The 12,416-nt window shown below is 59.6% G+C and carries 12 protein-coding genes and 1 tRNA gene; 5 read left to right on the top strand and 8 right to left on the bottom strand.

The window, feature by feature from the left end; translation table 11 throughout:
- Positions 1-36: 36 nt before the first annotated feature.
- Both ACH2DG_RS15355 and ACH2DG_RS15350 read right to left on the bottom strand, forming a co-directional pair.
- Positions 37-441: a DUF4440 domain-containing protein gene (locus ACH2DG_RS15355; RefSeq protein WP_395027210.1), complete on the bottom strand. Its 405-nt coding sequence runs from the start codon at positions 439-441 to the stop codon at positions 37-39.
- Entirely contained in the window at positions 422-1,789 is a 1,368-nt protein-coding gene (locus tag ACH2DG_RS15350) for an MFS transporter (protein WP_395027208.1), read from the bottom strand. Before ACH2DG_RS15350 ends, ACH2DG_RS15355 begins: the two co-directional genes overlap by 20 nt.
- A gap of 89 nt (positions 1,790-1,878) precedes the next feature.
- On the opposite strand from ACH2DG_RS15350, the gene ACH2DG_RS15345 reads away from it, so the two are divergent.
- Complete coding sequence (locus ACH2DG_RS15345; RefSeq protein WP_395027207.1) at positions 1,879-2,805, top strand: LysR family transcriptional regulator; 927 nt, start codon at positions 1,879-1,881, stop codon at positions 2,803-2,805.
- A gap of 247 nt (positions 2,806-3,052) precedes the next feature.
- On the opposite strand, the gene ACH2DG_RS15340 is transcribed toward ACH2DG_RS15345, so the two are convergent.
- The gene (locus ACH2DG_RS15340) at positions 3,053-3,298 is read right to left on the bottom strand and encodes a hypothetical protein (protein WP_395027206.1); all 246 of its coding nucleotides are present in this window, start codon (positions 3,296-3,298) and stop codon (positions 3,053-3,055) included.
- A gap of 152 nt (positions 3,299-3,450) precedes the next feature.
- On the opposite strand from ACH2DG_RS15340, the gene ACH2DG_RS15335 reads away from it, so the two are divergent.
- Positions 3,451-4,410, top strand: coding sequence for a LysR family transcriptional regulator (locus ACH2DG_RS15335; RefSeq protein WP_395027204.1), 960 nt, complete (start codon positions 3,451-3,453; stop codon positions 4,408-4,410).
- A gap of 57 nt (positions 4,411-4,467) precedes the next feature.
- Here the strand turns inward: ACH2DG_RS15335 and ACH2DG_RS15330 are convergent, their stop codons facing one another.
- Together ACH2DG_RS15330 and ACH2DG_RS15325 are read right to left on the bottom strand one after the other, a co-directional pair.
- Positions 4,468-4,662, bottom strand: a complete 195-nt coding sequence (locus ACH2DG_RS15330; protein ID WP_395027202.1) for a hypothetical protein — start codon at positions 4,660-4,662, stop codon at positions 4,468-4,470.
- 192 nt (positions 4,663-4,854) lie between these two features.
- Positions 4,855-5,556 (bottom strand): GDSL-type esterase/lipase family protein, encoded by a 702-nt coding sequence (locus ACH2DG_RS15325; protein WP_395027200.1) that lies wholly within the window; start codon positions 5,554-5,556, stop codon positions 4,855-4,857.
- Between the two features lie 240 nt (positions 5,557-5,796).
- On the opposite strand from ACH2DG_RS15325, the gene ACH2DG_RS15320 reads away from it, so the two are divergent.
- Positions 5,797-5,887, top strand: a tRNA-Ser gene (locus ACH2DG_RS15320).
- A 658-nt stretch (positions 5,888-6,545) separates the two neighbouring features.
- On the opposite strand, the gene ACH2DG_RS15315 is transcribed toward ACH2DG_RS15320, so the two are convergent.
- From ACH2DG_RS15315 to ACH2DG_RS15305, 3 genes are all read right to left on the bottom strand, one after another.
- Complete coding sequence (locus ACH2DG_RS15315) at positions 6,546-8,372, bottom strand: diguanylate cyclase (RefSeq protein ID WP_395027199.1); 1,827 nt, start codon at positions 8,370-8,372, stop codon at positions 6,546-6,548.
- 156 nt (positions 8,373-8,528) lie between these two features.
- Positions 8,529-9,056 (bottom strand): hypothetical protein, encoded by a 528-nt coding sequence (locus ACH2DG_RS15310; RefSeq protein WP_395027198.1) that lies wholly within the window; start codon positions 9,054-9,056, stop codon positions 8,529-8,531.
- Between the two features lie 26 nt (positions 9,057-9,082).
- The gene (locus tag ACH2DG_RS15305; protein WP_395027259.1) at positions 9,083-10,564 is read right to left on the bottom strand and encodes a short-chain fatty acyl-CoA regulator family protein; all 1,482 of its coding nucleotides are present in this window, start codon (positions 10,562-10,564) and stop codon (positions 9,083-9,085) included.
- Between the two features lie 194 nt (positions 10,565-10,758).
- Between ACH2DG_RS15305 and prpC the strand changes: the two genes are divergently transcribed.
- Together prpC and ACH2DG_RS15295 are read left to right on the top strand one after the other, a co-directional pair.
- Entirely contained in the window at positions 10,759-11,943 is a 1,185-nt protein-coding gene (gene prpC / locus ACH2DG_RS15300) for a 2-methylcitrate synthase (protein WP_395027196.1), read from the top strand.
- Between the two features lie 27 nt (positions 11,944-11,970).
- A complete protein-coding gene (locus ACH2DG_RS15295) occupies positions 11,971-12,405 on the top strand; it encodes a GntR family transcriptional regulator (protein WP_395027195.1) in 435 nt (144 codons plus the stop codon).
- Positions 12,406-12,416: the final 11 nt, after the last annotated feature.

Below are 12,416 nucleotides of genomic sequence, written 5' to 3'. Positions count from 1 at the left end.
ATCGCAGCGCGGCCGTGCATTGGCCTGGAGCGACCGCTAGTGGCCCAAGCCCGTTTCATGCAGGTAGTGCCACAAAATGGCGTTTTCGGAGCAGGTCAGGAGTACGACCGATATGCGCGAGGTTTCAACGCCGTCACGCCGGTGGCTTTCCTTGTATCGCATGGCAATGCTTGCGCCCTGCTGCCATACGGGCTGTATTTCCGCGACCGATATCTCCAGACCAGGTCGCGTGCCTGCGGCCTGCCTGAACATCTGCGCCACTTCGTCGCGCGTGGTGACCCGCCCTGCCGTGGTGACCATGCTGAAGTCGCTCGAAAAGAACGACATGAGCTCTTGCATGGCTGGCTGGGCCGAGGGGCCCGCATGGGTGAAGATCGTGTGGATCAAGGTATGGACACGGCGGACGTTGTGCTCCGCGCGCTCAATGATGGTGTGTTGCATGACAGCCCTTTGCTGTAGTGAGTGATCCGATCCGCAGCAAGGGGGCGATGCCTGCCAGTGACGCAATGACGAAGGTCCACTGATAGGCATGGATGGCACCCAGCTGCTGGAGAAGTACGCTGAAAAGTACGAGAAAGGCCGTGGCCCCCAGGCTGAACGCCATCTGCCGGTTGATGTTCCAGATGACACTTGCCCGTTGCATCTGCGGCCCCTCGAAATCCAGCAAGGCGGTCGTCTGTGCCGTGTTGGAGCCAATACCGCCGCCAATGCCCATCAATGCATAGGCAATGACCAGGGTGGGGATATCCGCCGCCGAACTCACGAGGGCGAGAGTGGCAATACCAAGGCTGTGCAGAACCATGCCCAGGCAGAACAGCCTCTTTGCGCCGATCCGGTTGTAGACGTGGCCGCTTATCAGCATGGCGAAAAATGCGCCACAGGCATACACGAGCATGAACCGGCCCGTGACCTGGGCACCGAGATGGAGTGTGTCCTGCAGATAGAAGATGCCCAGCAGGTTCACGCCTGTGAAGACGCCCGGGATTGCGTGGTAGACCATGATCGACATGCGAAGCCTCTGGCTTCGAAGCAGGCTCAGATCCAGAATCGGGTCTTCAGACTGGCGATGGTGACGAAGGTACATGCCAACAAAAAGCAGCCCTGCAGCCAAACTCAACGACACCGACCAGACCCCGTGCCCCGCCCCATACAGGGACAGCCCCATCAACAGGCTTGCCAAGCCTCCACTTGCCAGCAGCAGCCCCTTGATGTCCGGGCGCAGGCTGGGTTGGCGGGGCGTCTCGCGCACCCATGCCCAGGCGAGAGCTGCTGCGACCAAGGCCAGCGGAATGTTGGAGTGAAACACCCAGCGCCAGGAGCCCTGATCGACGATCAGCCCCCCAAGGGTTGGCGAAACGGCCGGTGCAATCAGCGCGACGGCCATGACCAGCGTGGAAATGCGAGCGCGCTCGTGGCCCTTGAACAGATTGAATGTCAACGCCTGCCCCACCGGAATCAGCACACCGCCAGCCACCCCCTGAACAAAACGCCAGGCAATCATCTGAGAGAAAGTCGATGCCTCGCCACACGCCCACACGGCCAGACCGAACAGCAGCATCGATCCCGTCAGAATGCTCCGCGTACCAAGGCGACCTGCAAGCCAGGTACTGACCGGCGTGATCAGAGTCAGGCCCAGGATGTAGGAGTTGGCCACCCAGGCACTGGTGGCGGCATCGATATGAAACTCTGCCGACATCTTTGGAAGCGCAATGGCCGGCATGAAGATGTTGATGCAATCGATGAAGAATCCAATGAGAAAAACTGTCGCTATCCGGTATCGATAGGTCATCTTCCGTCCTTTTTGGGGGGAATCGTAGTGACCGCGACGGATGCTGTCGATGGAGCTATGCTTGAATCTTTGTTTGATCAGACTGAACAATGCATCGCACTGCAGCCGTCCATACGCAACTCAACAGGGTGCAGACCTTCCTGGCGGTGGTGGACTTTGGCTCCTACACCAGGGCTGCAGATTTTCTGGGGATCAGCAAGGCCATGGCGAGCCTGCACGTGAAGGCACTGGAAAAGGCACTATCCGTGACCTTGCTGGTACGAAACACGCGCGCAATTTCCCTGACGGAGACGGGGCAGATCTTTCACGACCAGTTTCGGGGGATCTTCAAGGATATCGATGGTGCGTTTGAAAATGCCATGCACCGGCACAACCGGGTTTCCGGAACTCTGCGCATCAGCACGACCAGCGAGTACGGGGAGAGATATATCCTCCCGCTGTTGCCGGAGTTTGTGAAGACCTATCCGGAAATCACCATCTCCTATGATGTCAACTCCTCCTTGAGCGACCTGCTCGCCGAGAAGCTGGACCTCGTGGTCCGCCTCGGAAGCCTGCCAGACTCGAATTTCCGCAGCCGCAAACTGTCGGGCTACGACATCGTACTGGTGGCTTCCGCAGAGTTTCTGAAGATCCACCCCATCGACCAGCCACTCGATCTGAACACCGTACCCTGGATCGCAAACAGCAATCTTCCCACCCCTGTGAGCTGGACATTGCGCCCGATGCAATCTTCAGCCGATGCATCCAAAGCAGTGCAGAAAGTGGCGATCCATGGTGTCGCTGCGCATGCGTCCAACTCATCCACCGCGATCCGTGCGATGGCGCTGTCATCCATGGGAGTGGCAGTTTTGCCCGCCTGGATGGTGGCGGACGATCTGGCCAGTGGCGCTCTCACGCAGATATTGCCTCCGTACGCTTTGCCCAGGCAGGCAATTAGTGTTGTCTATCCCAACAACCCGCATGTGCCTCACAAGACGCGGGTTTTCATCGATTTTCTCTGCAAGCACCTGCATTGACCCTTTGCCACATCCGGCAATCGAGCTTCCGTCTTCGGGGTGCGTGGACTGACGGGCATGGGCGCCATGGGCTTTGGTGCCAGCCATATTGAACAGACCGCACTCGGAAGGACGATGGAGTTTTCACAGACTTTAGAAGAGACACCGTCATCTCGGCTGGCTGAATACTCCATAAGCAGGCCGTCTGTCTCGCAGCTACCGACCCCATCTGCCTGATCGCGCCAAAGAGGTCGCACAGCTTCTTCCATCAGGACTCTGGGGCACCGAACGCCCCCTCGCGCGAGAGGCCGTAGCCGGCAATGAAAAACTCGTAGATCGCCCCCGTGGCCGGGTCCCGCGCACTCTCGATACCGATGTTGTCCAAAGCACCTTCCAAAATCTGCTCGCGCCTCAAGGGTTTTGCATCTATCTGCTGCGCCACCACATAACTTCCGTCGGGAACGCGAAAAACCACGTCACCCTTTGGCGTCACCGCCTCGACCACATTCTGCATACCGTCTCCTCGGACAATCCAGCCTGGGCACACACATGGCCCATGGAACTATCGGAAACTGTAAGCAGTGCAGTACTTCTGCAGAAGACGGCCAATGCTTGTTGCAGTCATAAGCTGGACTTACGAATAAATTTGGCAATATAGTCATCTCCATGCCAAATCTGCGAGCCATCGAAACCTTTGTCAAAGCCCTCGAGGGCGGCTCGATAGCTTCTGCAGCGCGCCAGCTGGGAATCTCCCCTGCCGCCGCCAGCCAGAATCTCGCGCGTTTGGAGCGCGAACTGGGTACGCGCCTCATTACACGCACGACGCGCTCGCTGGCACTCACAGAAGCCGGTGAACGCTATCTGGCCCGCGTGGCTCCGGTGCTGGACGCGCTCGAAAAGGCCCAGTCCGATGCATCCCTGGTTCAAGGAGAACTGCATGGGCGCCTGCGGGTGGCCTGCATGGCGGCGTTTGGTCGCCATATCCTTGCGCCACTGCTGCCGGCCTTCAAACATCGCCATCCCTTGTTGAGTCTGGAGTTGCTGGTCACCGATCGCCACGTGGATGTACTCAAGGAGGATGTAGACATCAGCCTCTGCTACCGCGACGTGCTGGAGCCCGGCATGTCGGTGCGGCCACTGGTGGAGGTGCCTCGAATCCTGTGCGCCTCGCCCGCATATCTGATGCAACATGGTCATCCGCAGATGGCCGAGGATCTGCTGCAGCACGATTGCCTGCTCTATCGGCGCGAGCGCGATGGCCGCACCATGCGCTGGCCCTTCTTTCGCGACGGGCGGCGCACAGATCCGCCGCTGAAGATCGCCGCCATCGGCACCGACATCGATACAGTGACCGAGCTTGCCGCAGCGGGTGGCGGCATTGCCTGGGTGGGCGCCTTCGTCGCCCGCCGCCATGTACAAGAGGGTCGGCTTGTGCCTCTGGCGCTCAAACCTGCTGGCAGAAGACAGAAGGGGCAGTTGGAGTTCCGGGCAGATACGCTGGATTTCTTTGCCTGCTTCCGGGATCGGAAATATGTGCCCGCCAAGGTGCGCGCCTTCGTGGACTTCTTGCTGGAGGCTCTGCCAGAGCACCCTTCCCTGAAGCGCCTGACCGATGACGGTGGTTGAGGAACCTAGCGCCCTTCGACACCGCGCAATGCTGAAGCACCCAAAACCCCGGAGTTGCTAGGCCGTTGGCTTCTTCCAGTCCGCCACCACAATGGGGCTGGTCAATTGCTCAATCTTTGCATCGATGAGTGAAAGCCTGGCCCGGTCGACCGTGCCTTCCGGTGGGCTTCGAATCAGAAGCTCCGCCCCTTCACCCTTGAGCTGGTCCAGATACGTGTCTTCTGGATGGTCATCCTCTTTGGATCGCTGCATGGTTCACCTCCTAATTCTAGGTAGTCAAACTTTACCGCAAAGGTAAATAAATGCTAACCGATCTATGTCAACACAATGAGAAAAGGGGAATGAGTCCTACACTCATCTCTTGAGGAGAGAACTCCATAGCGACAACCCAGGCTGCGCATAGGCCCGTCGCCTTCAAGCCTCCCCCTGATTCGTGAGCCGTTTTCAAACGCGCCGAGCTGCCCTATCAATTGCTGCAATCAACCGCGCAGTCAGTCGGTCTGTTGCAGGTTGCGTACGATGGATGTGATCGGGTTGCAGATCGCCCTCCCCCTGGTACTCCTCGTCCCAGCCCGCGTGAATGACTCCCTGCTCCTGCGCGACATCGCGCATGACTTGGTGGAACGCATCGAGATTGGCATCCTGCGCCGGATCGTAATAGCCACTGGGGATGTGGGCGAGGCCTGTAAAGACGGGCACTGCACCGGTTCCGCGAATGATCGCCAGCGCATCAAGCAATTGCTGACGGTAGCCCTCTGGAGAAAGCAGGCCGTAGGAGTCGTTCAACCCCAACCCAAGAACAATGATCTGCGAGGCATGCGGGGCATCTTTGAAGGCTGGCTGGGGCCCTGCGGGGAACATGTTGGATGGCGCACCCGGGAATGGTTCCTGGTAACCCACCATGAAATCCGCCATGCGCAACCCGCAGGCGTTGCGGTCTGTGATCGTCCATTTGGGGCGCTGGGCACGCATCTGCATGACGGGAGTGTCTGGACAATCCCAACCAAACAGAATACTGTCCCCATTCAGTTCCACAGACAGTGGGCAGCAGCGCACGCAGAACTTGCGCACAAGCCTGCAGATCAATTCACGTATACCCAATTCATTGCTCCTTACAGGGCCAGGAAATGGCCGGTCATGTGGCATGCCAAGCCTTACCCCCAGCCGGAAGATGTTTGAAATCCGATGCAGGAGCCCTGGCTGCCAGCCCAGCGAACTCCATGGCTGAAAAGCAGTCCGAAGCAGCGGTTCGCATCTACCATACACTGCTGCCTTTACGGCTTCTGTCGCACCAGCCATAGCCGGGCAGCTGTCTTGTCGCAAACGACAGAAATTTCGACGTTTTAAATTTCGTGCCCAAAAGCAGTGCTAGAATAGCGGCTTCCCGGAGAGGTGGATGAGCGGTTTAAGTCGCACGCCTGGAAAGCGTGTGTAGGTTAATAGCCTACCGCGGGTTCGAATCCCGCCCTCTCCGCCAAGATAAACAGAAGGTCAAATACCGCTTTGATTTTCTCCATAAAAATGCTGCAAGCCAAAGCTTGCAGCATTTTTTGTTTATACCCACCCTTTCAGTATTGGACGACAGGTGCCGATGCTCAAATAGGGGCGCCACCCAGCCATTGGGTTTGCGCGCATTTCCCTGCACCGGAACACAAAGCTGGCCAGACAGGCACCCACGGCAGGGCAAATCCGCTGCATTGCGATGAAGGAAGGCACGAGGCCTCTTGAAGACTTGGCATCCGAGGCCTGTACCGCCGATGTGACTGGAGGAAGTTTGACCGGCTCAAGGAGCGCTGCTTCTGCCCTCTCTTCCCAGAAAATGACAGCTGCGCCCCCATTGCAAGGCCCGCGAGGCCAACGCGGCAGAATTGACCATCACCAATCTGCACCGCACGCCACCGCATGGTGTTCCACGCCACAGGAGCCATAGTGTGGATTCTGCGCAAATGCGCATGGTGGCAGCCTGATTGTTCAGTGAACCGAAACGAAGGTCAATTGATCGAGCTGGACAAATATATTCGTCGCGAAGAGCCCTTCATTGCGCAATCCACGCGCCACCTTGTCGCAGCACAGACTTGAGGGCTGCAGACTGAAAAAAGGCAGCCCCAGCCATGCCTGTACACCTCGCACCTCATCTATGATTTGCAGGCCTCGTCAAAAATGCAGACCCGATTGCGGCCACTCGACTTGGCCTTGTAGAGCGCCATATCTGCAGAAGAGAGCAGATGGTTGATCACGTCTGTTTTTTTGAGCGTGGTGGCCACACCAACGCTGACGGTCGCTGCAATGATGCGACCGTCTTCCATTTGAATCTGGTTGTCTTCCACAAAGGAACGGATACGCTCCGCCACTTTGATAGCCTCGCTTTTCGAGCATCCTGGCAGAAGCACTGCAAACTCCTCTCCTCCGAGGCGCCCAACCAGATCCGGCGCCCGCACTGCGGCCTGAATCTTTTCGGCGGAGGCGGCCAGCACCCTGTCGCCAACGACATGCCCATAGGTGTCATTGACCACCTTGAAATGGTCGATATCCAGCATCAGAAGGCTCAGGTGCTTGCGATGCCCCTGCGCGGCACTGATCAACTGCTCGGATTGCGCAAAAAAAGCACGCCGCGTCAGAACACTGGTGAGTTGGTCTTCTGCTGCAATGCGCTCCAGCTCATGCGCAAGGCGCTCCCGCTCTTCGGTTGCCTTGTAGGCCTCATGGATGTCGGTGCTGGTACCAAACCAGCGCACGATCCGTCCTTCTTCGTCGCGGATGGGCAAGGCCATCACCCGCAACCAGCGGTATTCCCCTGAAAAATGGCGAAAGCGATAGTCAATGTCGTAGGCGCCGCCCGTGTGCAAGGCGTTTTGCCAGGTGGTCCAGACCCGATCCCAGTGCTCAGGAAAAACCAGCGTCTTCCAGGTGTGCTCGTCGGCGTCTTGCGGATTGATGCCGGTAAATTCGCTCCACCGCCTGGAGAAATAGTCATGCTGGCCTGTTTCATTGCAGCTCCAGACAATCTGGGGCAAGGCCTCCGTCAAGGTCTCGAAATGGAAGCGGCTCGCAGCCAATGCGGACGCCGTCTCCATCTGCTCCGTCACCTCCACCACCACACCCCGGAACTGGGCGGCCTCTTCATCGTCCGACCTGCTCGGCCTGCCCGAGGAAACCACCCAGCGAATCTGGCCGCCAAGATCCACCACGCGGTAGCGGCACCGGTACGCACTGGAGGTTTCGACAGACTGCACAATGGCCGCAGCGACCCGCTCCCGGTCCTCCGGATGAATGGCGTCATGGAAGCGGCTGACCGGAATGCCCCTTTTGCAGTCGTCTTCCGACAAGCCGTACATTCTTGCAACATTGGCGTCCGCTTTGCTGATTTGTGTCGCCAGATCCACGAACCAGGTGCCCACCAGACCAGACCCTTCCAGGGCATACCGCAATCCCTGTTCAGAATCCGTGAGCTGCCGAATGCGCAGCACCATGTCGGTGACATCGAATGGAATGCACAAAGCGGCAACGGTCCGGCCATCCGATCCAAGGACTGGCATGAAGTCAAAGTGAAGCCATTGCTTGTGCATCCGCCCCTGCCTTTGCACATTCAACGGCTGCTCCTGCACGCTGAATGACTCCCCTCTCATCACCCTGCTGAGTGCCGAGGAGAACAGCAAGACGTGCTGCGGCACCACCTCAAGCACCGACCGCGCGTTGCATGCGCCCTCATCCCCGGTGAAAAGATGCTGAGCGCTTTCGTTGGCAAAAAGCACCCCTTCAGTACCCAGCATCAATGCCATGGGCGAATGGGAATGCGCCATCAGATAGGCGAGCGAGACAAGTGCCTGATCCCACTGCTCGAAATCAGGCAGGCCAGCCGCATGCCAATCCAGACAGGCTTGTGCCCGCAACCAATCGGGCATGGCCGGTGCGGCATAGCTGTTATCGGAAATCTGGCGCAAATTAGGCATTTCCAACTGCACGGATCGTTTTCCCGGATGGTACTCCTATCCCGGGCCCTCCGACCCCCGAGTTGTACCTGATTTCCGATGCATCGGAATTCGCCAGGAAAGAGAAAGTTGAGGTTGCAATCAGTGCACGCAGCCAGCTCCCTACCGGTGCATTCACCTGCGATTCCATCATTTGGAAGGAGGCTGCTCATCCAGTTTTCGGCGAAGCTCTGCCCTCCAGGCCACCGCATTTTCCTGGTGTTTCTTCAGCAGAATGCCGAGAATGTATGCAGTGATCACAGCGCTGATGAGCGCAACGCCGCTCTCGTACAGAATGTCGACAACAAACTCTTTCACACCCTCCGACATGAACCCCAGCAGCAGAGAAAACTTCAGAAACTTGGCGATTGCTACAAGCACGACGCCCAGAAGCGCTCCGGCCCCCAGGAAAAAACGGTAGATGTTGAGAGGTGCGGAGACTTCGTCAATCTGTTCGGGGTGTTCTCGAAAGTACGCAATCTGCGCATCCGTGACTGACGCGGATTCGCTCAAAAACAAATCCAGATATAGCTCGTCATTGTCCTTTTTCTCATTCGGCTTCATGGTTCGCTCGCTCAGGTGGAAACTCATCCTTGAAAGGGTTTTCGGCTGTATCGCAGCATAGCCGTCTGCCAGCCTATCAATCACGCGATGTCCGCACATGGGCAGAAGTGCCAAGGGAATTTTGGTCTCATCACTGTGCCTCACTGGGCTTGCGAGCTGCCCACGGCGCCCCCTCCACCATAGGGCACAAATCCGCTTTCATGCTCGTTGACCCGCAGCGGCTTGCCCACGAAAGGAAAGGCGCGTTGCGGGCAGGCACTGCGCTCGCACACCTTGCAGCCCATGCCGATGGGCGTGGCAGCCTCCAGATTGCGCAAGTCCAGACCTTTCGAATACACGAGGCGCGCCGCGTGCTGCAGATCGCACCCCAGGCCGATGGAGAACGTCTTGCCCGGGGCACCCCAGCCGTCGCCGGTATGGCTAATGGTGCGGGCAATCCACAGGTAGATGCGGCCGTCTGGCATGCTGGCCAGTTGCGGCACGATGCGGCCCGGCTGGGTGAAGGCCTCGTACACCCCCCACAGCGGGCAGGTGCCGCCCGTCCTGGAGAAGTGAAAATGCGTGGCCGATTGGCGCTTGCTGATGTTGCCTGCGCGGTCTACGCGGATGAAGAAGAACGGCACGCCCGGCGCATCGGCCCGCTGCAAGGTCGAGAGGCGATGGCACACGGTCTCGAACCCCACCCCAAAGCGGCGCGCCAGCAGATCGATGTCATATTGCAGACTTTCCGCCGCCTGCAAAAACTCGCCATAGGGCAGTACAAACGCCCCCGCCACGTAGTTGGCCAGCCCCATGCGCGCGAGGCGCCGCGTGGCATCGTCCTGCCAATGGCTGGCGTTCAGCACTTGTTCGATCAAGCCGTCAAATTCCAGCAGCGCCAGTTGCGTGGCCAGCTGAAACGCCTGCTGGGCCGGGCGCAGCTGGGTGGCCACATGAAGGGTGCGCGTGGCGGCATCAAGGTAGCGGTGGCGCTGGTGGTTCGGAGATCGCAGCACCAGCACCTGGTGCCGCGCCTGCAAACGGTACTGCAGCCACTCCTGCTGGCTGCCGGCCTGCGAGCTGGCTTGCTCCCTGGCCTGCTGTGCCAGTTTTTCGGCTGCACGGTCCAGCGCATCAAAATGGTTGCGATGGGCAAAGAAGAAGTCGCGTACCGCCTCAAACGGCATTTGCCGGTGGGGCCCATGCATCTGGATGGCAACCGCTCCCTCGTCCAGCTCGGCACGTCCGTCACCCAGGCGCGCAGCCAGCGCCTCCAGCCGTTCGGTATCGGCCAGGTGACGCTGGTGCATGGCCAGCAGCGCCTGCGCCAGTTGCGGCAGCCGGGATGCGACCTCACGCAGCTCGGGCAGCGGCACAGCACCTTCCGGCGAGGGCATGGCGGCCATGGCATCGCGCAGCCGGGCCAGCAGGCGCGCCTCCTCATCTTCGGAGAATTGCTGAATGTCCACGCCCAGCGTCTTGTGAATCTTGAGCAGCACCGGCACGGTGAGCGGGCGCTGGTCCTGCTCAATCTGGTTGAGGTAGCTGGGCGATAGCTCCAGCGCCTGCGCCAGCGCGGCCTGGGTCATGCCGCGTTCGGCACGCAGGCTGCGCAGTCGCACGCCCATGAAGGTCTTGGCCATTTCTTCCGTCTCCACTCTGGTGAGCCATCAAAAAATTTGCAAACTTCGCAAATTCTTCATTTCTCTTTCGCAACCATTCGCCAATTCAGGTCTAGGCTTCCCGCCTGCAATTGCGTAGATTGCGAAGTATGGCAGATTCACCAGCACGTTCGAACCTGTGCTGGTCGTGACTGTCCCTACTTCAGGAGATTCGTATGCGCATCGTGGCAGAGCCCAGCATCCAGCCTGCAGCCCCGGCGGCTGGCAATTTCAAACCCAAGAAATCCGTGGCCCTGTCGGGCGTGACGGCCGGCAATACCGCGCTGTGCACCGTCGGCAAGACCGGCAACGATCTGCACTACCGCGGCTATGACATCCTCGATATCGCCGAGGTTTGCGAATTCGAGGAAATCGCCCACCTGTTGGTGCACGGCAAGCTGCCCACCCGCGCCGAGCTCAGGGCCTACAAGACCCGGCTCAAGTCGCTGCGCGGCCTGCCCGGCAGCGTGAAGGCCGCGCTCGAACAGTTGCCAGCCGCCAGCCACCCCATGGATGTGATGCGCACCGGCGTATCTGCCCTGGGCTGCGCGCTTCCCGAGAAGGACGACCACAACCTGGCAGGCAGCCGGGATATCGCCGACCGGCTGATGGCATCGCTTGGCAGCATGCTGCTGTACTGGTACCACTTCAGCAATTCAGGTCGCCGCATTGATGTGGAAACCGACGATGAATCCATCGGCGGCCATTTTCTGCACCTGCTGCATGGCACCAGGCCATCGGACAGCTGGGTGCGCGCCATGCACACATCGCTCAACCTGTATGCAGAGCACGAATTCAATGCGTCCACTTTCACCGCCCGTGTGGTGGCAGGTACCGGCAGCGATGTGTATTCGGCCATCACGGGCGCCATCGGCGCGCTGCGCGGCCCCAAGCATGGCGGTGCCAACGAGGTGGCCTTCGAGATCCAGAAACGCTATGACAACCCGGCCGAAGCAGAGGCGGATATCCGGCGGCGCGTGGAAGCCAAGGAAGTGGTGATCGGTTTCGGCCACCCGGTCTACACGGTCAGCGACCCACGCAACGTGGTGATCAAGGGCGTGGCCAGGCAGCTGTCCGATGAAGCAGGCAGCACCAAGATGTACGACATTGCCGAGCGCCTGGAATCGGTAATGTGGGAGATCAAGCAGATGTTCCCCAACCTCGACTGGTTCAGCGCCGTGAGCTACCACATGATGGGCGTGCCCACCGCCATGTTCACGCCGCTGTTCGTGATTGCGCGCACCAGCGGCTGGGCCGCCCACATCATCGAGCAGCGACAGGACAACAAGATCATCCGCCCCAGCGCCAATTACACCGGCCCGGACGACCAGCAGTTTGTGCCGATTGACGAGCGTCAATAAGTACGGAACCCCATGACGGCGTCACCCATGCAGACCCATTCCCTGTGCATTGCCATTGCCGACAAGCTGCGCACGCGCATCCTGAACCACCAGATGCTGCCCGGCAGCGACATCAACGATGGTGCGCTGGCCCAGGAATTCGGCGTGAGCCGCACGCCGGTGCGTGAAGCGATGAAGCTCCTGTGCCACGAAGGCCTGCTGACCGCGCAGCCCCGGCGAGGCATGAGCGTGACGCGGCTCACACCCGCCCAGGTGGCCGAAGCCCAGCAGCTGTGCAGCCTGCTGGCGAGCCACCTGGCCCAATTGCAGAGACAGCCCTCCGCCGCCAGCACGGGGCTGACGCGCCAGCTCTATGGCGTGGCCCACGCCCGCCTGCAACTGGCGCGCGGGCCGGATGCCTGCATGCCCCTGAACTTTTCCACCACACCATCCGCGCCGGCCCAACCCGCATTGGCCGACTGAAAACCACGAGA

Origin of the sequence: Comamonas odontotermitis, from assembly GCF_040396735.1 — a bacterium.
Classification (GTDB): Bacteria; Pseudomonadota; Gammaproteobacteria; order Burkholderiales; family Burkholderiaceae_C; genus Comamonas; species Comamonas odontotermitis_C.
This window is presented reverse-complemented; position numbering and strand designations above follow the sequence as displayed.

Coding starts and splice junctions, on each gene's coding strand:
- ACH2DG_RS15345 (WP_395027207.1), top strand. CDS start 1,879: ATGCATCGCACTGCAGCCGTCCATACGCAACTCAACAGGGTGCAGACC.
- ACH2DG_RS15295 (WP_395027195.1), top strand. CDS start 11,971: ATGCAGACCCATTCCCTGTGCATTGCCATTGCCGACAAGCTGCGCACG.
- prpC (WP_395027196.1), top strand. CDS start 10,759: ATGCGCATCGTGGCAGAGCCCAGCATCCAGCCTGCAGCCCCGGCGGCT.
- ACH2DG_RS15325 (WP_395027200.1), bottom strand. CDS start 5,556: ATGCCACATGACCGGCCATTTCCTGGCCCTGTAAGGAGCAATGAATTG.
- ACH2DG_RS15340 (WP_395027206.1), bottom strand. CDS start 3,298: ATGCAGAATGTGGTCGAGGCGGTGACGCCAAAGGGTGACGTGGTTTTT.
- ACH2DG_RS15355 (WP_395027210.1), bottom strand. CDS start 441: ATGCAACACACCATCATTGAGCGCGCGGAGCACAACGTCCGCCGTGTC.
- ACH2DG_RS15305 (WP_395027259.1), bottom strand. CDS start 10,564: ATGGCCAAGACCTTCATGGGCGTGCGACTGCGCAGCCTGCGTGCCGAA.
- ACH2DG_RS15335 (WP_395027204.1), top strand. CDS start 3,451: ATGCCAAATCTGCGAGCCATCGAAACCTTTGTCAAAGCCCTCGAGGGC.
- ACH2DG_RS15330 (WP_395027202.1), bottom strand. CDS start 4,662: ATGCAGCGATCCAAAGAGGATGACCATCCAGAAGACACGTATCTGGAC.
- ACH2DG_RS15350 (WP_395027208.1), bottom strand. CDS start 1,789: ATGACCTATCGATACCGGATAGCGACAGTTTTTCTCATTGGATTCTTC.